The organism is Peptoniphilus sp. (assembly GCF_034090345.1).
Classification (GTDB): Bacteria; Bacillota; Clostridia; order Tissierellales; family Peptoniphilaceae; genus Peptoniphilus.
On record NZ_JAXDSS010000103.1, the window covers coordinates 1 to 19138 of the forward strand.

Annotated in this window: 20 protein-coding genes; 3 read left to right on the plus strand and 17 right to left on the minus strand. The window is 32.5% G+C overall.

Features of this window, described 5'->3' with window-relative positions:
- Positions 1 to 348 precede the first annotated feature (348 nt).
- From SOR77_RS08090 to rocF, 4 genes are all read right to left on the minus strand, one after another.
- Positions 349 to 1713: an MATE family efflux transporter gene (locus SOR77_RS08090; RefSeq protein ID WP_320636609.1), complete on the minus strand. Its 1365-nt coding sequence runs from the start codon at positions 1711 to 1713 to the stop codon at positions 349 to 351.
- Positions 1714 to 2187: 474 nt separating this feature from the next.
- Positions 2188 to 2853: a Crp/Fnr family transcriptional regulator gene (locus SOR77_RS08095; RefSeq protein WP_320636610.1), complete on the minus strand. Its 666-nt coding sequence runs from the start codon at positions 2851 to 2853 to the stop codon at positions 2188 to 2190.
- Positions 2854 to 3019: 166 nt separating this feature from the next.
- Complete coding sequence (gene thiD, locus SOR77_RS08100) at positions 3020 to 3805, minus strand: bifunctional hydroxymethylpyrimidine kinase/phosphomethylpyrimidine kinase (protein ID WP_320636611.1); 786 nt, start codon at positions 3803 to 3805, stop codon at positions 3020 to 3022.
- A 20-nt stretch (positions 3806 to 3825) separates the two neighbouring features.
- Positions 3826 to 4719 (minus strand): arginase, encoded by an 894-nt coding sequence (rocF, locus tag SOR77_RS08105; RefSeq protein WP_320636612.1) that lies wholly within the window; start codon positions 4717 to 4719, stop codon positions 3826 to 3828.
- A gap of 122 nt (positions 4720 to 4841) precedes the next feature.
- On the opposite strand from rocF, the gene SOR77_RS08110 reads away from it, so the two are divergent.
- Together SOR77_RS08110 and SOR77_RS08115 are read left to right on the plus strand one after the other, a co-directional pair.
- The gene (locus tag SOR77_RS08110) at positions 4842 to 5282 is read left to right on the plus strand and encodes a MaoC/PaaZ C-terminal domain-containing protein (RefSeq protein ID WP_320636613.1); all 441 of its coding nucleotides are present in this window, start codon (positions 4842 to 4844) and stop codon (positions 5280 to 5282) included.
- Positions 5283 to 5342: 60 nt separating this feature from the next.
- The gene (locus SOR77_RS08115) at positions 5343 to 5822 is read left to right on the plus strand and encodes an ECF transporter S component (RefSeq protein WP_320636614.1); all 480 of its coding nucleotides are present in this window, start codon (positions 5343 to 5345) and stop codon (positions 5820 to 5822) included.
- 41 nt (positions 5823 to 5863) lie between these two features.
- Here SOR77_RS08115 and hisS read toward each other — a convergent pair whose 3' ends face one another.
- From hisS to SOR77_RS08130, 3 genes are all read right to left on the minus strand, one after another.
- Positions 5864 to 7171 carry a histidine--tRNA ligase gene (hisS, locus tag SOR77_RS08120; protein WP_320636615.1) on the minus strand — a complete coding sequence of 436 codons (1308 nt, stop codon included), beginning with the start codon at positions 7169 to 7171 and terminating at the stop codon, positions 5864 to 5866.
- 9 nt (positions 7172 to 7180) lie between these two features.
- Positions 7181 to 8179 (minus strand): formimidoylglutamase, encoded by a 999-nt coding sequence (gene hutG, locus SOR77_RS08125; protein ID WP_320636616.1) that lies wholly within the window; start codon positions 8177 to 8179, stop codon positions 7181 to 7183.
- 132 nt (positions 8180 to 8311) lie between these two features.
- On the minus strand, positions 8312 to 9724 hold the full coding sequence (locus tag SOR77_RS08130) for a sodium:alanine symporter family protein (RefSeq protein WP_320636617.1): 1413 nt from the start codon (positions 9722 to 9724) through the stop codon (positions 8312 to 8314).
- 305 nt (positions 9725 to 10029) lie between these two features.
- Between SOR77_RS08130 and SOR77_RS08135 the strand changes: the two genes are divergently transcribed.
- Complete coding sequence (locus SOR77_RS08135) at positions 10030 to 10212, plus strand: hypothetical protein (RefSeq protein ID WP_320636618.1); 183 nt, start codon at positions 10030 to 10032, stop codon at positions 10210 to 10212.
- A gap of 277 nt (positions 10213 to 10489) precedes the next feature.
- Here SOR77_RS08135 and SOR77_RS08140 read toward each other — a convergent pair whose 3' ends face one another.
- The 10 genes from SOR77_RS08140 to SOR77_RS08185 all read right to left on the minus strand — a co-directional run.
- Positions 10490 to 11629, minus strand: a complete 1140-nt coding sequence (locus tag SOR77_RS08140; protein ID WP_320636619.1) for a hypothetical protein — start codon at positions 11627 to 11629, stop codon at positions 10490 to 10492.
- 36 nt (positions 11630 to 11665) lie between these two features.
- Entirely contained in the window at positions 11666 to 11797 is a 132-nt protein-coding gene (locus tag SOR77_RS08145) for a hypothetical protein (RefSeq protein WP_257009105.1), read from the minus strand.
- 663 nt (positions 11798 to 12460) lie between these two features.
- Complete coding sequence (locus SOR77_RS08150) at positions 12461 to 13153, minus strand: V-type ATP synthase subunit D (RefSeq protein WP_320636620.1); 693 nt, start codon at positions 13151 to 13153, stop codon at positions 12461 to 12463.
- A gap of 7 nt (positions 13154 to 13160) precedes the next feature.
- Entirely contained in the window at positions 13161 to 14690 is a 1530-nt protein-coding gene (locus SOR77_RS08155) for a V-type ATP synthase subunit B (protein WP_320636621.1), read from the minus strand.
- Positions 14683 to 16464, minus strand: coding sequence for a V-type ATP synthase subunit A (locus SOR77_RS08160; RefSeq protein WP_320636622.1), 1782 nt, complete (start codon positions 16462 to 16464; stop codon positions 14683 to 14685). Before SOR77_RS08160 ends, SOR77_RS08155 begins: the two co-directional genes overlap by 8 nt.
- Before the next feature lie 10 nt (positions 16465 to 16474).
- The gene (locus tag SOR77_RS08165; protein ID WP_004819361.1) at positions 16475 to 16783 is read right to left on the minus strand and encodes a V-type ATP synthase subunit F; all 309 of its coding nucleotides are present in this window, start codon (positions 16781 to 16783) and stop codon (positions 16475 to 16477) included.
- Positions 16776 to 17765 carry a V-type ATP synthase subunit C gene (locus SOR77_RS08170; RefSeq protein WP_320636623.1) on the minus strand — a complete coding sequence of 330 codons (990 nt, stop codon included), beginning with the start codon at positions 17763 to 17765 and terminating at the stop codon, positions 16776 to 16778. The genes SOR77_RS08165 and SOR77_RS08170 overlap by 8 nt, the downstream gene beginning before the upstream one ends.
- Before the next feature lie 9 nt (positions 17766 to 17774).
- Positions 17775 to 18344 (minus strand): hypothetical protein, encoded by a 570-nt coding sequence (locus tag SOR77_RS08175; RefSeq protein WP_320636624.1) that lies wholly within the window; start codon positions 18342 to 18344, stop codon positions 17775 to 17777.
- A 10-nt stretch (positions 18345 to 18354) separates the two neighbouring features.
- Entirely contained in the window at positions 18355 to 18822 is a 468-nt protein-coding gene (locus SOR77_RS08180) for a V-type ATP synthase subunit K (protein WP_004819372.1), read from the minus strand.
- A 1-nt stretch (position 18823) separates the two neighbouring features.
- Positions 18824 to 19138: V-type ATPase 116kDa subunit family protein (locus tag SOR77_RS08185; RefSeq protein ID WP_320636625.1), on the minus strand; the 315-nt coding region annotated here is incomplete at its 5' end.

Sequence of the window (19138 nt, forward strand, 5' to 3'; positions counted from 1 at the left end):
TCCTTATATATTCTCTTTTGTTATTAGTTTTTTTGAGTTCTACTTCTAATTCTTGAATTTGTTTTTGTATATCTTTCATAATATTATTATACTACATTAAATCACACAATTGTATCTATTGTTTAACGGATATTAGTATAAAATATAAATTGCTAGAAACAATTTACACTAAAGACAAAACATTATTTGAACATTGGTGTTTGAAGATGAGAAAGCTAATTCTTTAATTCCAAGTTTTATAAATATAAAAACTTATACAGTTAAAAACATCTTAGTCTAAAAAGCAAATTTGTTGTATATATAAATTTTTGTAATACCACTATATATAATTTAAGTGCTTTACTTAACTTAAATACTTTTAAGTTTGTTACCCAATCTTGAGAAACGCTTTATGTAGTATACTATATATATGAACGCTGTTATCCCCCATGATATGGGATAACATGATAATACTGTTATAAGAGTAGGGTTAAGCGGAACTATGAATAAAACCCACAAAATTCTTGAAATGCAAGTTCCCAAAAGAGTTATTACCATAGGCCTAAATGTATCTCCCGTTCCTCGTATCGCTCCAGGCAAGATATCACAAAACACATAAATAAGATATAACGGAGCAATGAAGTGCATAATTTGCGAAGTAATAAAAATTACATTTTCATCATCAATAAGAAGTTGCGCAAAAATTTCACTACAGAAATATAAAACGCAACTCACTACTGATATTGAGGTCAATGCCATAATTAATCCCACTCTCACACCATTTCTTGCTCTTTCGTACTTCTGTGCACCATAATTTTGAGCAACAAAAGTTGCCACTGCAACAGAAAAAGCATCAGATATAGCCCATATAAGAAAATCTAATTTCCCACAAACAGCCCAAGCGGCAATGCTATCAACTCCTATACTATTTATGCTAGCTTGAACTATAGTGTTGGAGAGTGGATACAAAACGGATTGTATTCCTATTGGTAATCCCAACTTAAAGATTTCTATTACATGAATTTTATGAAATCTTAGATTCTTAAAGCTTATTTGGCAAGGCAATTTAGTTTTTGTTAATGCCACTACAATCAAAACAGTGCTTAGACATTGAGAAAAAACAGTAGCAATTGCTGCTCCCACAACACCTAATCTAAAAAATGCTACAAAAATCAAATCTAAAATTACATTAAGAAAATTAGCTGCGATTAAAAAATAAAAAGGTGTTTTAGAATTTCCAAGCGCTCTCAATATACCGGCTCCCACATTATAGAGCATAGATACAACTATCCCCGAAAAATAAATAAAGATATATCTCTGTGCATCAGTTACAATTTCATTTGGAACACGAATGGCTTTTATAGCAAATGGTGACAAAATACAGCCAATTATAGTCAATGCTATCCCCCCGACAAAAGCAAACAACATAGCATTATGACTTGCATCTGACACCTCTTTATTCTTTTTTGCCCCATAATATTGAGAAATAATAATTGTTGCCCCTGATGCAAGTCCAGCAAAAAAATTGATCGGCATTTTTGTTAATGTGAATACAGATTCTATTGATGCTAATGCTTCTTTACCTGCAAATCTTCCGATAATAATCGCATCTACAGTCGTATAGAGCGATTGAAACAAAGTCCCCAGAAAAATCGGCATTGCAAATTGCAGCATAATCTTCCATACTGTTCCTTCTGTTAAATTAAATTTTTGCAAAAATTTTTTTGTCTCCATAACATACACTACTCCCGTTTATTTTTGAAGTTAATACTATTACTCAATTTAAATATCTCTCAAAGAGATTATAGCTATTCTAAAACACTTCATAAACCACAAATATAGTTATTGTATATTTATGGTATTAAAGTTTATTCTTACTATCTTGTCATTAATTAATGTAAAATTATTCACTGCCTATATATGAATTTGCTTTTTAATAAATGTATTGTATCAAAAAAGACGAGAATCTTTAGTTTTCTCGTCTTTTTCTACTTCTAGAAGCTTTTAAAACTGTTCATTCCGTCTTTTAAAGACTATACTATTTTTTGTAGTCTCGCTGATTTACAATGACCATTCTACTCATAATAATTAAAACTACACTAACTTTATTATAATATAATATTACTAAAAAATTTTATTCTTCATAATCTCTTTCTCAAATCGATTATTATTAATTTAGTTTAACATCGTTAATTTTTATTTTCTTTATTATATCAATTTTTTTAACTCTTCTATATTTTTAATTCCTATCTTACCTCTTGAAAGGCTTATTATGTTTTTATCTTGCAGTGTATTTAAACTTCTTGAAACAACTTCCCTTGCCGAGCCTATATCTTTTGCAATGTCTCCATGCGTTAAACTAAGCACATCAGAATTCTGTCTTTCTCTTTCTTCTAAAAGTTTATTCAAAAGACGTTTCTCTAATGGCACAAACATCATACTTTGCATTAAATTAAATGCATTTTGATATTTATCCTTTGCTATTTCCAAAAAGAATATTTTAACTTCACTATATTTTTCAGAAAGTTTTTTTATACACTCCACATCAATCACTAAAATTTGAGCATCTTCAGTTGCCTCTATATAAAAATTTTGATTTAAATCATCTATGATACAAGCTCCCGACATTATGCACATACTATCTTCCACAAGTTTATTCAATGTCACATCTCTTCCATCTTCAGATAACACATAACCTCTTAGCTTGCCATTTATTACATAGAGTATACCCGTGCAGACAGTTCTTCCCCCATGCACTAAATCACCTTTTTCACAGTTATTACAAAGGGTACTTTCAACTATACAATTTTGTTCATATTCTGTTAACATTTCCCAAAAGGGAAATTTCTGTTTAAATATTTTTTTAGTATCCATATCAAACCTCATTCAAATATATGAGTTAAATTCTAAATATACACTTATTAAATGCTTTTTCTTTTTATATTTACTATATTAACATGAAAATAATTATATTAGAAAGTATCTATAATAATTAAAAATAAATTTTAAAGGCACTAAATTCCAGTACCTTTACTTCGCTCTATTCAGAAATAAAATATCCGTGATCTAACGGGCCACTTCCTTTACCCAAATCCATCTTTCTCATCAGTAGATTATTTAAATATAGTTTTGCCATATATATTGAGTCTTTAAGTGAATTTCCTTTAGCTAAATTCGAAGCTATGGCTGATGAAAGTGTACATCCGGTTCCATGTGTATTTTTATTATCTATTTTTTCTCCTCTAAACCAATTTTCAGTTCCATCATATAACAAATCATCACAACTGCTATCCAAGTGTCCACCTTTTACCAACACTGCCACGTGTGACTTTTCATATATCAACTTCGCTGAAGTAAGCATGTCCTCTTTACTTTTTATTTTCTTTTCAGATAAAACTTCTGCCTCTTTTAAATTCGGAGTTATCAAATCAGCTATTGGAAATAATTTATTTTCTAGTGCACTCACTGCCCCTGATTTAATTAAATTTGAACCACTTGTCGCCACCATAACTGGGTCCACTACAATATTCTTTGCAGAATATTTTTTTAAATTTTTCACTATCACTTCAATCAATTCAGAATTTGAAACCATTCCTATTTTTACAGCATCTGGAAATATATCTTCTAACACACATTTCAACTGCTCATCCAAAATTTCCGGACTGACTTCTAATACTTTTCTAACTCCTGTAGTGTTCTGAGCTGTTATCGCTGTTATACAACTCATCCCATACACTCCGTTTGAAATCATAGTCTTTAAATCAGCTTGTATTCCTGCTCCTCCGCTTGAATCACTTCCGGCTATAGTAAGTACTTTCTTTCTCATAATAACTCCTCAAAATTAATCTATAATCTAACTTCTCCTAACCCTGCACAAATAAGTTCAATTAATAACTCTGTCGTTTTATTATCATAATCATACAACGGATTTAACTCTACAAATTCCAAACTCAAAACTTTTCCTGAAGCGTGACATTTCTCCAAACCAAGTCTTGCCTCTCTAAAATTAAGCCCTCCAAATAGATGAATTCCTGTTCCTGGTGCAAGCATTGGATCTAAGCAGTCTACATCAAATGAAACGTGCACTCCGTCTGTATCTTTTAGATACTCCAAGGTTTCGTCCATAACTCTTCCAATTCCAAGCTCATCAATATCTGCTATAGTATAGCATTTTATATTCTTATCCTTTAAAATTTCCTTTTCGCCATTATCTAAATCTCTAAGGCCCACATAAACTATATTTTTTGGATTTAAAGTTAAGTTTCCACCAACAACCTTTAATCTCTCATCTCCCATTCCGATTAAAGCTGCTATAGGCATTCCATGTATATTCCCCGACGGAGAAGTTTCTGTTGTGTTTATATCTGCATGAGCATCAAAATATATTAGCCCAGCATTTGGATAATTATTCAACACACCTTTCATAGTTCCAAGAACTGTTGTATGGTCGCCCCCTATTACTAAAGGCAATCTACCTTCTTCCATTTCATTTTTTACACTTTCAGAAAGAGTATATAGTTGTTCTAAAATCATATCTAAATGATTTAAATTGTCTTCTGATTTTTCTAATTTATATCCATTTGGAATATCTAAGTTAAAATCTCTATCTATATTTAATCCAAGTCTTTTTATTTTATCTATCAGACCAAGCAATCTAAGTGTGTCAGGCGCAAATCTAGAACCTTGACGTACTCCACCCATATCAAGTGGCGCACCTATTACAGAAATATTTTTATTCATAATTTCTCCCTTTTTCATTATTTTATAATTATACAACAATTCCTATAGAAATATACCTAAACTCACTCTCTATACTCAGTTATTTTAATTTTTCTAAGGGTATCTTTTAAAAGAGGTGAATTATGTATTTAGAAGATTATTTTGTTGGACAAACATTTAATATAGATGCCGTTAAAATTACAGAGGAACATATTTTAGAACATGCTAAAAAATATGACCCTCGCCCTTTTCATTTAGATAAATCTGTTGCCAAGAAGACAAGGTTTAAAAAACTTTTTGCTTCTGGATTAATGACCTTAAATGTATGTTGGGGAGAGTGGGTTAAAACTAAAATCGATGAAAAAGGAGTTATCGCCGGTATTGGAATGGACAACATACGATGGTTGGCTCCTGTATTTGCTGATGATGAGTTACATTCCACATTGACTGTATCTGAAATCACTCCTTCAGAGAAAAATCCTCATGGAGTTGTAAAATTTGATATGGTTTCTATGAATCAAAATGATGAAATTGTACTAACCCTTACTGCCATTGTTTTAATTGCCAAGAATCCATCTATATAAAGTATTGTAAAAAATCGTTAACCTCCATATAATTATAATATAATTACTTGGAGGTTTTTTATGAATATTAAGTTATTAACTAGAACTGCCCTTTTTATGGCTATCGTAACCGTAACTACTATGGTTATAAATATTCCAATCCCGGCCACTAAAGGGTATGTTAACGCGTCTGAAATAGCCGTATTTTTGGCTGCAGCTCTTTTACCATTTGCATATAATACATTTGCTGCCGGAGCCGGCTGTGCACTCGCTGATATCTTGCTTGGATATAGTCTTTATGCTCCTGCAACTTTAGTTATAAAAGCAATTGAAGCTTTCATCGCATTTAAACTTCTTAAAAAGTTTAAGCTCAATCCTTTTGTAGCTTTTGGTATAGCTTGTCTATTTATGCCAGCTGGATATTTTTTATATGAATTTGGAATATTGAGATACACTTACGAAACAGCTCTTGCTGCTTTGATTCCAAATTTATTACAAGGTCTTTTCGGTGCAATTGGCGCAGGAATTGTATATCCTTTCTTAAAAAAATTATCTATTTAAGATTTATTTACAAAAAACCGACGATTGCCCGTCGGATTTTATTACTTTAATTTTTCTATTATTTGTTCTATTGTTAAACTTTCTTGTTCTTGCTTTGCCATATCCTTGATAGCATATTTCCCCGTTTGTACTTCATTTTCTCCAACTACAATTGTGTATGGGATATTTAAAGCATCAGCATACTTAAATTTCTTTCCAAGCTTAGCTTTTTCTGTATAGACAGTTGTAGCTATGCCTGCTTCTTGTAATTTTGCAGCAAGTTTTATGCTGTCCATTTCATATTCATCCATAGGAATTACCATTACATCTGTTAAGCTTTCTCTCTTTGCTTCAATTATATTTGCTTGATTTAATTGATAGAAAAGTCTTGATAATCCTATTGAAATACCAACTCCCGGAAGTTTCTTATCTGTGTAGTAACTTGCAAGGTTTTCATATCTTCCCCCTGAACAAACCGAACCTATTTCAGGATAGTTTACAAGTTCTGTTTCATAAACCGTTCCTGTATAATAATCCAGTCCTCTTGCAACTTTTAGATCAACTCTATAATTTGTCTCTGGAACTCCATATCCACCAATACAATCTATTACAGTAGTTAATTCTGAAACTCCCTCTTTAAAACTTTCATTTTCAATACCTAAATTTTCAAGCTGTTTTATAATTTCTTTATTAGTACCTTCTATTGTGATGAAGTTCAAAATTTTATCGGCATTTTCTTCAGAAACTCCTACCTCTAAAAGCTCAGCTTTAACTTTATCAATACCTACTTTATCCAACTTGTCTACAGTTCTAAGCACAGAAACTGTATCTTCTATTGCTAGTTCTTTATAAAATCCATTTAATATTTTTCTGTTGTTTAGCTTTACTACAAACTCATCAAATCCCAATTCTTTAAATGTGTGGTATATTACAACAGGGAATTCAGCATCATTTAAAATGCTGAGCTTTTCATTTCCTATCGTATCAATATCACATTGGTAAAACTCTCTAAATCTTCCTTTTTGCGCCTTTTCTCCACGATATACCTTTCCTATTTGATATCTCTTAAATGGAAAAGACAAATCATTGAAATGTTCTACTGTATATCTTGCCAATGGAACTGTCAAATCAAATCTAAGAGACATATCCGTGTCTCCCTTTTGGAATCTATAGATTTGTTTTTCTGTCTCTCCACCACCCTTCGCAAGAAGTACTTCACTCTTTTCAATTACCGGAGTATCCAATGGCAAAAATCCATACTTCTCGTAGTTTCTCTTTATCGTGTCCAACATCTCATTAAAAAGTATTTGTTCTCTCGGCAACAATTCCATAAATCCTGGAAGTGTTGAAGGCTTTACTATATCTGTCATTTCTTCCCCCTAATTAAAGTTTATTTCAACCATCTCACTCACTGCACTGTATATCAACACTGCTGCAAGGCTGGCTGTAGCATTGTCTTTATCGTATCTTGGCGATACTTCCGCTATATCAAAACTAACTACTTTGCCAGTTTGTAATATATGTTTCAAAATTATTATAACTACTTCAGGGTCCAATCCCAAAGGTTGTGGTGCACTAACCCCCGGCGCATAAGAACTTGAAAATACATCTGAACAGATTGTAACGTACAATGAATCCAACTTTCTTGTAAACTTGTCAATCTTATCAAATAGTTTATAAATTTCTCCATTTACAATATCTTTTGCAAGAATGTATTCAACACCGGCGTCTTTTGCAAAATTAAACAAGCTCACAGTATTTGAATGCTTTTGTATTCCTATTGGCAAGTAGTTGAAATTAAGGCCATTTTCTTTGTTCATATCATGAATTTGTCTAAACATAGTTCCTGATGATGGGCCGTTTTCTTCATAAGGTCTACAATCAAAATGTGCGTCAAAGTTTATTACTCCTAACTTGTTTGATTTTCCATACTTATTAAAAAGTCCTTGGTAATGTCCAAATGCTGTTTCATGCCCTCCACCCAAAATAATAGGATTTAAATTTAAATCCAACATTCTGTCCACCGCTTTAGCCAAACATCTTTGTCCTTCATCTAAACTAATACCTTGAACATATACATTTCCACAATCGAAAATTTTCACTTCTTTTGGAAAATCACATGGCAATTTAGAAAGTTCTTTTCTAATGCTCTTAGGTCCGTTGGCTGCTCCAACTCTTCCCTTGTTATACTCTATTCCCCAATCACATTCGAAACCTAATATACCAATTCCAAATTTACCTTCAAAAGGTTCTAAACTTTCATCATTTAAATCTATTATCTCAACCCATTGATGCCATCTAAATGAGTCGAAATCATTCACTGAATCTACTCTTCCCGTCCAGTTGTATGGAAGTTCTTTACTATAATTTTCTATCATATAACCACTCCCTCAATATTTTGATTTTATCATTAAATTAAAATATTGTCAGCTTTTTACACGGATTTACCGCTCTAATCATTTAAAAATTAAATCCATGCATTTTTACATTGATTAGAAATCATTTCTCTGCTAAATATCTAAATGCTTTTTATATTTTTCCGGAATAGCACTTAGGTATTCTTCTCTTTTAGTTCTCTTTCTGTCCGGATCTCTGAAGAAGTCTCTGATTAACGCTATTACAACCGGCATAAGGAGTAAAACTCCAACCAAGTTTGGTATTGCCATAAGTCCATTTAATGTATCTGAAATGTGCCAAATTTCCTGTAAGCCTCCAATAGCTCCAACTGTTGCTATCGGTATATAAATTAATCTATAAATCCAAACCGAATTTCTGCCGAATAAATATTGGAAACACTTTTCTCCATAGTATTCCCAACCCAAAATAGTTGAGAAGGCAAATAGAGTGAGCCCAATTGTAACTACGTGGTCTCCCCCTACAAATCCGGTTTGAAATGCCTTTGTAGTCAATTCCGCTCCTGTCAGACCACTGTAAGCTTGACCTGTAACAATGATTACCAGCGCAGTTAAGGTACATATCATTATAGTATCTGCAAACACTTCAAATATCCCCCACAGCCCTTGTCTTACCGGATGGTCAGTTTGAGCTGCGGCGTGTGCTATCGGTGCAGACCCCAAGCCAGCTTCATTTGTAAATACACCTCTTGCTATACCAAATTTTATAGTCTCTTTAATAGCTATTCCCATTCCGCCACCCAAAGCAGCTCTCGGTGAAAAAGCAGTTCTAAAAATCTCAGCAAAAGCACTTGGCACGTTCTTTATGTTTAAAAATATTATAAATAATGCACCTACTATATATAGTGTTGCCATAAGAGGAACTAACTTTGCTGTGAACTTTGCTATACGTGCTATCCCGCCAATTATTACAATGCCGGCTAAGATTGAAACTCCTATACCAACATATAATTTATTCAATCCATATGTGGTGTTGAGTGCGACAGCAACGGAATTCGATTGAGTCATATTGCCTATTCCGAACGAAGCAATCATTCCAAAAAATGCAAAAGTGCTTGCCAGCCAACCAAATCCCAATCCATTTTTGATATAGTACATTGGCCCACCTATTGAATACCCATAATCGTCCGTTTCTCTATACGTTATGGACAATATTACCTCTGACATCTTTGTCGCCATACCAAATAGCGCTGAAATCCACATCCAAAATATAGCCCCAGGCCCACCGGATGCTATTGCTGTAGCAACTCCGGCTATATTCCCTGTGCCAACTGTGGCTGCGAGCGCTGTAGACACTGCTTGAAAAGGAGTTATATCTCCCTCGTGTTCTTCACTCGCCTGCTCAAAAACTTTCAGTATAGTATTTCTTATTGTGTAGAAAAATTTTGTAAGCTGCGGTACCCCTAGCACTGTAGTATATAAAATTCCCGTTCCAAGTAATAGGATTAACATAGGCCAACCCCAAACTATTCCATTTAAAATATCATTTATTTTTAAAATTAGCTCCATCTTCTTCTCCCAAACTAAAATTATATTTTTACTATTTTACCATTTTAATTATAACTTTAAAACTATTTTTAGTATAATTTTTATATTATATTTATCTTAGTATTTCAAAAATTTTACATTCATGTATTAGTTTTTACAACCTCATTTCAAAACTTATCAAAATTGATTTTTTATCTTATGCTATTAAATTTCTTAATTTATTGCGCCGGTATAATAGAAAAAGATATTGTAAAATTTACAATTGCCGTCTTATATAGCCTAATCTTGTATGCCTATATAAAAAAACAAATATAAGGAGAAATAATATGAAAAATAAAAAATTTATTATTACTTTTTTGATAATGTTCTTTATCTCTATATTTTCAAGAACAGCTTTTGCACAAGAAATGAATTCGGTAATAGAAAACGAAAACTTTCAAGATATGATTTCCTCAGGTGAATTAGTATATAGGAGGCACCGATCAAGAAACTCAACTTCAGATATCTAATTCAAACTCAACCATTCAAGAGAGTGTATATCAATTTACAATTTTTGAATCTGTCATAAATAATATTTTGATTCTAAATCTTTTAAAATTCTTCATTCCAAATGTTAGTATTTTAAATTGCTTCATCTCATTGTTTGTTCGTATTTCTCTAGCAACTCATCTTATTTTATCATTTAAATTATAGTTTCAAAGCTATTTTAAATATTATGTTTATATTAAATTTATACTTTATCTTTCCATATTAAAATCCGCCGAATTTCTTCGACGGACTTAATTATTAAATATTAAACTTCATTTCTCTTATTAACCCGGTATCTTCATCTTTAAATGTCAATACTCCATCTAAAACACTAACTGTTTTAACATTTATATTTCCCTTTGTCTTTGCAACTATACTTTGATTTTTATCAAAAACTATTAAATTGTCACCTTGATCAAAAGTCGCAAATACATAGTTATTTACTTTTCTCAAACCTGTTAGAGAACCTTCTCTATTTAATTTCTTTCTATTTTGGTTGAATAAGGATCCATTTTCTATAGAAGTTTTATAATAAATATTTCCATTAAGTGCTGTCATTAATATAGGATCCCATTTATTAACATCAAGCCTTAATATTTCTTTTTCTTCCATATCTATTAAATTTAAACAATTAACAGTTTTTTGAGTTTCATAATCCACGGTAAAATATAAATTATTATTGTCTAACACTAAATTGCTTCCATTTTTATTTACATCTTTTACTTCAACATCTTTTCCTCTATCAACCTTAGAGATTATTATATTTGAATTCTTTCTATTCCTTCCTACTAAGTAGTTTATTCCTCCTATTTCTTTTGAGAAATAGTATTCTCTAAAATTAGTATTGTATGAACTTACATTTAAAATATCTCTTTTATAATTATTTTTTTTAGAACTTATTCTCAAGCCTGAATCTTTATCAAAGCTATACTCCCAATTAAATTCATCATTACAAAATCTCCATGTCAACGGAAAATATGTCACATCTCTATATACTAACAAAGGAAATTTTTCATTTTTATTATCTATATCCTTTCCATTGACAACTATATTGAAATCTGCTTGCTTAGCTACATCATAATTTTTATTTCTTCTTCCAATATATCTATAATAATTTCCTTTTGGTACATCACTTTCTATTTTTAAAGTTCTTGTATCTTTATCCCAAAAAGTATTCACTCCTAAAAATCTTGAATTTTTATATGTCATTGGGAAGTAAGTTACATCTTTATATAAAATAATAGGATATTTATTTTCTCTCTTTTCCAACTCAATATCATTAATGCTTACCTTAAAACTTGGAATTTGAATATTTACTCTTTGTATTTCCATAGCCTGAACACGTTTAGTCATCATCAATACGCAACACATTATTATAAACTTAGTTTTGTTATTCACTTTCACTCTCCTTTATCAAATCATATCTTATTTTGATTAGTTAAATCTTATAGTTATATTTTCTGTATCCCATTGTGTACTACTATTTACTTCTACTTTATCTCTACTTCCATAAATCCCTGAAACTCCAAATTTCCCAGTTCTATTAGTAACACTACTATAGTTCATAGGTGTATAACTCCCTTCTGCTCTATACAAATATGATTGAGAAAATCCCCCATTATATATAGCACTTCCTGTATTAAAATCTCTATTAGGATTGCACAATGTTATTTGTTTGTTAAATGATGCATTATATTTCGTAATTCCATTTAAATAATAATATTTATCGTATAATACATTTGAAAAATCAGAAGAAAAATAACCCTATATATAACCCAATTGTTACTATCAACATTTATGTTAGATCTATTATATCTTGTCTAGTCAATATTAGTCATTTACAAACTAAACCCATCTCCGTTTTTATACCTTTGAAGATTTGGACACTTTCCCATTAAAACTCCTCCTTTTTATTTAGATTGCTCTATAATTTTCTTTAATAATTAATATACTTATCTTAATTAAATAACTTTTTAAAATTTTTTCTACATTATATAATATCGTTTTCTATTGTTTGCTTCAGCCTATCAAAAAAATAAAAAGTCAACACTTTATAAATTTTTTATAATCTCTAATTAAATTAAGCTTTATAAAATGGAAGATTTTATATACTTCTAGTAATCACTAGGCTATTAATAAAAAATGAATTTTACTCTTTGCTGAGCATTAAATAATTATTATAAAAAATATCTGTTGAGTGTTTCTACTAACAGATATTTTAAAATTTATTTAATTTGCCAAATCAAAGCTATGGAACTCAGGTTCTTTCTTTGGTTGCTTACTTTCTTCTTTTGAAATTATATCTTTTACTTTCATAAGACGAGTGATGCTAGCTCTTTCATTTTCATCCAATTTACTTCTTATATAAGAAACTGTTTCAGATAAATCCGGAATTGTCTTGTACTCAAGTGCATTTACTCTACGTCTTGTCTTTTCTATTTCATCAGCCATCAATTGAGCTGACTTTTCCATTTGTGCAAGTTCAAGTAATCTTTCAAGCACTCTGTTTAAACCATCTATTGCTTCATCCAAATCAGAAGTAGTTTGAGCATATCCATAAGGATATATCGAACCTGCCTCAGTTAACTTTTTAGTTTGAAATTTCATATTTGGAATGAATACACTCATTACATTTTCAATTTCTATATCAAGTTCTGTAGCCTGCGTCGGAAAAGATACAGCCGCTTCTAACATCTTTGGGTCTGTAGAAGATGACGCCAATAGAAAGTTCGCAAATGCTCTATGAAGTTCTTCTTCGACTTCTTCTCTAAGTTTTTTATTTTCTCTTATTAAGTCAATAAATCTTCTCATCAGTTCGTCTTGCTTATCTTTTAAGAGTTTGTGACCTCTTTTAGATGTAGCAAGCCTACCCTTTAGATTTGTCATATTCATTCTGGTAGGACTTACATTCAATCTAGCCATGCTATCCCTACTTTCTGTCTTGGCTTACCGGATCGTGTCCTTTTATATCGTTTAGAGTTGCTTTTGCAGCTGCCATTGACTGTTCAGCTCTTTGCTTATCTATCTCTTCTATAGATTTATTAACCATTTTCTTAGTCTGATTCTTTTGTTCAACTTCAACTTCTGATTTTTCAGCAAGATATTTATCAATTAATTTATCATCTATTCTCTTTAGCTCAGTTCTTGGAATAATTCTAAGTAAGTCCCATCCTGTATTTAAAGTTTCTTCAATACTTCTATTTGAATAATATCCTTGATTTACATATTCTCTTTCAAAAGCATCGGCAAATTTTGCAAATGCCTTATCAGCTTCTGAAAGTGCAGATTCTCCAAGGATTACTGAAAGCTCTTTAGCTTCTTTTCCTGAAGTGTATGCTGCATAAATTTGGTTCATAGTGTCTGAATGGTCTTCACGAGTTTTACCTTCACCTATACCTTTATCTTTTAAACGTGATAATGATGGTATTGCATTTATTGGCGGTTCTATTCCTTGTTTATATAATTCTTTAGAAAGTATTATTTGTCCTTCTGTTATATATCCTGTAAGGTCGGGGATTGGATGAGTTATATCATCTTCAGGCATTGTCAAAATAGGAATCTGAGTGATTGAACCATCTCTTCCCTTTATCTTGCCTGCTCTCTCATAAATTCCCGCAAGGTCAGTGTATAGATATCCCGGATAACCTCTACGCCCCGGAACTTCTTTACGAGCTGCTGAAACTTCACGAAGAGCTTCTGCATAGTTTGTCATATCAGTCATGATTACCAATACGTGCATTCCCAACTCAAACGCCAAATATTCTGCACATGTCAATGCCATTTTTGGAGTTGCAAGTCTTTCAATGGCAGGGTCATCTGCTAAGTTCATAAATAATACAGCTCTATCTATTGCGCCGGTTTCTTTAAAGTCGTCTATAAAGAATTGAGCTTCTTCAAATGTAATTCCCATTGCAGTGAATACAACTGCAAATTTATCATCTTTACCAAGTACCTTTGCCTGTCTTGCTATTTGAGCAGCAACATTGTTGTGTGGAAGTCCTGCCCCTGAAAAGATAGGTAACTTTTGTCCACGCACAAGTGTGTTGAGTCCATCAATAGTTGATATGCCGGTTTGTATAAACTCTGACGGATAATCACGAGATACCGGATTTATTGCAGTCCCGTTTATATCTATCTTAGCTTCAGGAATTATCTTTGGACCATCATCAATTGGATTTCCAAGTCCATCAAATACACGACCAATCATGTCGGGGCTCACACCTAATTCAAGAGGGTGTCCTAAAAATCTAACTTTTGTATCTTGTAAGTTGATTCCTGTTGAGCCTTCGAAGATTTGAACCATGGCCTTGTCTCTTTCGATTTCTATTACACGACCACGACGTCTCTCTCCGGTTTGTAGTTCAATGTCTACAAGCTCTTCATATTGAACTCCGCTAACTCCCTCAACAACCATTAGAGGGCCTACTACCTCTGTAACCGACTTATATTCTTTAAGCATTTACAGTACCCCCTTTTTCTGCATTAGGAGAAAGCTCTCTCATTTCACTTTCTATTTCTTCTATAATTCCATCTAAAGAAGATATCTCTTCTTCAGAAACGTATTTCATTCTTGTTATACGTTCTCTTACATTCATCTTTTCTATCTCTGACAAATATATTCCATCTTCTATTCCTTTAAGTCCTTGATCATAGAATGAAAGAATAACTTTCATCATCTTGTTTTGTTTTTCAAGAGAACAGAAAGTATCAACTTCATGGAATGCATTTTGTTGTAGATAATCTTCACGCAAAGATTTTGCAACTTCAAGCTTTAATTGATCTTGTTCGGATAGAGAATCACGTCCTACCAAGCGAACAATTTCTTGAAGTGATGATTCTTCTTGTAAAAGAGCCATTGCTCTCTTTCTGTTTTTAGAAAATTCTGAATCTATTTCTGAATCAAAATATTTATCCATCTTAGTTTGATATAGAGAATAAGACTCTATCCAGTTAATAGCCGGGAAATGACGTCTATATGAAAGGTCATAATCAAGTTTCCAGAATATTTTTACGATTCTAAGAGTTGATTGAGTTACCGGCTCAGAAATATCCCCTCCTGGAGGCGATACTGCACCTATTACAGAAAGAGCTCCTTCTCTATTATCTTGTCCGAGACAAGTAACACGTCCTGCTCTTTCATAGAACTCTGCTACACGAGATGCAAGATATGCCGGATATCCTTCATCCCCCGGCATTTCTTCCAAACGTCCGCTCATCTCACGAAGTGCCTCTGCCCAACGTGATGTAGAATCCGCCATCATCGCAACTGAGTACCCCATATCTCTATAGTATTCTGAGATAGTTATCCCTGTATAGATTGAAGCTTCACGCGCCGCTACCGGCATGTTTGAAGTGTTTGCTATAAGAACTGTACGTTTCATTATGGACTGGCCTGTCTTTTCGTCTATAAGTTCAGGGAACTCCATAAGAACGTCTGTCATCTCATTCCCACGTTCTCCACAACCTACATATACTACAACTTGAGCATCTGCCCATTTTGCAAGTTGATGTTGAACAACGGTCTTTCCTGAGCCGAACGGACCGGGTATAGCTGCTGTCCCTCCCTTAGTTATAGGGAAAAATGTATCTATTACTCTTTGTCCTGTGATAAGAGGAGTATTTGGGTCTATCTTTCCCTTTGTCTTTCTACCTCTTCTTACAGGCCATTTTTGAATCATATTAAATTCTCTGTCTCCATTTTCTGTTTCAAGTACATATACTGTTTCATCAACATGGAAACTTCCACTCTTTATGTCTTTGATCTTTCCTGATACCCCTATTGGCACCATTATTTTATGGTTTATTACCTCAGTTTCTTGGACAGTACCTACGATATCACCTTCTACTACTTCATCTCCAACTTTGGCAACCGGTACAAAATCCCATAGTTTTTCTCTATTTAAGTTTTTAACTTCTGCACCTTTTGTCAAGAAATCTCCCGCTATTTCTTGAAGTGATTGTAGTGGTCTTTGTATACCATCAAACATCTGCTCTATAAGTCCCGGCCCAAGTTCAACAGATAGTGGAGCTCCTGTTGTAATTACATCATCTCCAGGACCTATCCCTGTTGTTTCTTCATAAACTTGTATTGAGGCTTCATCACCCCTCATTTCGATGATTTCGCCTATCAATCTATCTTTAGAAACTTCCACCACATCATAAACAGCAGCCTCTTCCATGCCACTCGCCACAACTAGCGGACCGGAAACTTTTATTACTTTTCCTGTTTTCAAAATTTCCTCCTTACAATATGTTACTTCCAACAGCTTTTTCTACATTTTTATCAATATTTTTCATTCCTATTCCCAAAGAACCTTTATTTGATGGAATTAAAACTATTGCCGGTACTGTAACACTATTATATCTATCGATGGTCTCCTCAATTTTTTCTGCAAGTTGCTCTGTAATAAATATGAGCCCGTAGTTATCTTTTGCAAGGCCATCTACTATTCTTCTCGTCTGGTCAGCATCGTAGCTTATCTTTACATCCACTCCCAATGCTTTAAATGCTAATACAGAATCTTTATCTCCTACAACTGCTATTTTATACATATGTTTCACGCAGCCTTTCGCGTATAGAGTTGGTATCTGTTGAATTCAATTTTGAAATTAAAACCATTCTTATATTTTTAATTTCAGTTTCTCTCGCATATAGGTATGCGAACAAAACTTCCGGACCATATGTCACTTTCTTTACATCTTTTACTAATTCCATAAAATAGTTGTCTTTCTGTTTTTCAAATTCAGACATAGTTCCTGTTTGCTTATATTCTTCAATCCCCTTCTTCAAATACTTATAAAACTCTGTTCTTCTAAATACTGAAGAATTTTCATCTACTTCTAATCCGAATATATTTTCTAACTCTCCAACTTCTATACTTCCACCTTCAACTAAAACCTTTTTTAAAAAATCAATAGTTCTATCTTGTCTTTTACACCTTAGTACTGTTGCTATATTTGTAAAATCAATTAGATTTCTCACATATTTATCAAAAAGTTCCACTTTAGACTCTTTAGCTATTTTACTTAAATGTTCAAAATATTTTTTATCTATAAAAATATCAATATCTTGCGGATTTTTTTCCTTTTCATATTCTTCAATAGCTTCTCTAACCACATCTGAATACTCTACACTTGCTCCAGTGTCTATGCTTTTCTTAATTTCATCTCTTGGGAAATTTTCTAATTTATAATATAAATACTCTAAATCTTCGCCCAAAACATATTCTTTCAAGACAACTTTTAAGTTATGATAATAATATTTAAGCGCTAACAAATCTACTACCGAATCTTCTCTTGTCATCTCATACATCTTTTTGTAAAAGTCTAAAAGCATATTATCAAGAGCTTCTTCATAGTTTTGTGATGCGCTAAGCTTTGAAACTTCTTCTTTATAAGTTGTCTCTTGTAATGCACGAATTGCATCATCAATATCAATAGTTTCTATTAATCTTTCAAAATCTGACTTAGTTAAAAGAGATTTTTCAAAAATTCTGGTAGTGACGGACGACTGAACAAATTCATTTCTATCCATGCCTACCTCCTATTTTTTCAAATTTTCATTTGAAAATAATTCCTTATAAATTAAGCCTTCTATATCACTTCTATTATTTTCTATTATTCCTACAAAATCATTATTATATAAAACATTGCCATCTTCTACTGCAAATCCCGAATTTACTGTTTCTTCGCTGATTTTAATCTCTTTGAAGTTTTCAACAACGTATTCTCTATACTTGGTCATAACTTTCAACTCAGCATTTTCAGATAAGTCTACTCCAGCAACTTCCCTCTTTATATACTCAAGATAATCCTCATTTGATATATCATTAAGTTTATCAACTGCAAGTTCTATTACTTTTTCAATCGTACTTTGTTTTATCTTTAAAATTTGGTCTCTAGCTTCTAACTCTGCTCTTCCGGTAGCTTTTTCAATTAAGTTTTCAGCTTCCTGCTCTACTTTTTTTAAGAATACGTCTGATTTTTCACGAGATTCCACTTCAGCTTTTCTTGCTATTTCTTCGGCTTTTTGTCTTGCAGCGTCAATGATACTTTGCTGTTCTTGTTTGGAATCAGCTTCTATTTTTTCAAGTAAAGTTTCTATATTTGACACTACACCCTCCTTAAATTGAGTTCATGTGAAGGAAAGAGATTGCCAATGCTAAAATCGCATACATCTCAACCATTACCGCTAAAACTATTGCCTTAGTCATATGTTCTTCTTTTTTCGCTAATATGTTTATACCGCTTACAACAACCTTCCCTTGGCTAATTGCAGAGAAAAGCCCTACAAGACCTATTGGAATAGCTGCTAAAAATAGTGAAAATCCTGTTTGTAAATCCATGTCCGGGCTTAGTCTAAATAGCATAAGCATTCCTATTACAAAGCCATATAATCCTTGTGTCCCCGGCAATAATTGAAGCACAAGCGCTTTACCAAACTTTTCAGGTTCTTCTATAATAACACCTGCTGCTGCCTCTCCGGCTATCCCTACACCTTTAGCTGATCCTATACCTGCAAGTGCTACAGAAATTGCTACACCTAAACCTCCAAGTATCATTCCTCCATAATTAACAAAAAACTCTGCCATTTTAATCCTCCTCAATTATAAAATAATCTGACTGTGTTACCATTTCTTTAAATGGAATTCCTCCACCTTCATAAAACTTATTAAACATTTCTACAAAAGTAAGTCTTGCTGAATGCACGTACGATGATAGGAATGATAAAAACATATTAAATATTTGAAATGCGACAAATATGAAAATCCCAAATATAATTCCTATAATTCCCTGCTCCATCAACATCCTCACTATTATATTTACAGCTATAGCTATAAATGAACCTGCTAAAGCAAGAGCCATAAGTCTGAAATAACTTACAAAATCTCCTAAATAAGATGTAAT

What these genes read in the sequence shown, in the direction of transcription:
- SOR77_RS08090 (WP_320636609.1), bottom strand. Translation starts at nt 1,713, where the DNA reads ATGGAGACAAAAAAATTTTTGCAAAAATTTAATTTAACAGAAGGAACA.
- SOR77_RS08095 (WP_320636610.1), bottom strand. Translation starts at nt 2,853, where the DNA reads ATGGATACTAAAAAAATATTTAAACAGAAATTTCCCTTTTGGGAAATG.
- thiD (WP_320636611.1), bottom strand. Translation starts at nt 3,805, where the DNA reads ATGAGAAAGAAAGTACTTACTATAGCCGGAAGTGATTCAAGCGGAGGA.
- rocF (WP_320636612.1), bottom strand. Translation starts at nt 4,719, where the DNA reads ATGAATAAAAATATTTCTGTAATAGGTGCGCCACTTGATATGGGTGGA.
- SOR77_RS08110 (WP_320636613.1), top strand. Translation starts at nt 4,842, where the DNA reads ATGTATTTAGAAGATTATTTTGTTGGACAAACATTTAATATAGATGCC.
- SOR77_RS08115 (WP_320636614.1), top strand. Translation starts at nt 5,343, where the DNA reads ATGAATATTAAGTTATTAACTAGAACTGCCCTTTTTATGGCTATCGTA.
- hisS (WP_320636615.1), bottom strand. Translation starts at nt 7,171, where the DNA reads ATGACAGATATAGTAAAGCCTTCAACACTTCCAGGATTTATGGAATTG.
- hutG (WP_320636616.1), bottom strand. Translation starts at nt 8,179, where the DNA reads ATGATAGAAAATTATAGTAAAGAACTTCCATACAACTGGACGGGAAGA.
- SOR77_RS08130 (WP_320636617.1), bottom strand. Translation starts at nt 9,724, where the DNA reads ATGGAGCTAATTTTAAAAATAAATGATATTTTAAATGGAATAGTTTGG.
- SOR77_RS08135 (WP_320636618.1), top strand. Translation starts at nt 10,030, where the DNA reads ATGAAAAATAAAAAATTTATTATTACTTTTTTGATAATGTTCTTTATC.
- SOR77_RS08145 (WP_257009105.1), bottom strand. Translation starts at nt 11,797, where the DNA reads ATGAACTATAGTAGTGTTACTAATAGAACTGGGAAATTTGGAGTTTCA.
- SOR77_RS08150 (WP_320636620.1), bottom strand. Translation starts at nt 13,153, where the DNA reads ATGGCTAGATTGAATGTAAGTCCTACCAGAATGAATATGACAAATCTA.
- SOR77_RS08155 (WP_320636621.1), bottom strand. Translation starts at nt 14,690, where the DNA reads ATGCTTAAAGAATATAAGTCGGTTACAGAGGTAGTAGGCCCTCTAATG.
- SOR77_RS08165 (WP_004819361.1), bottom strand. Translation starts at nt 16,783, where the DNA reads ATGTATAAAATAGCAGTTGTAGGAGATAAAGATTCTGTATTAGCATTT.
- SOR77_RS08170 (WP_320636623.1), bottom strand. Translation starts at nt 17,765, where the DNA reads ATGGATAGAAATGAATTTGTTCAGTCGTCCGTCACTACCAGAATTTTT.
- SOR77_RS08180 (WP_004819372.1), bottom strand. Translation starts at nt 18,822, where the DNA reads ATGGCAGAGTTTTTTGTTAATTATGGAGGAATGATACTTGGAGGTTTA.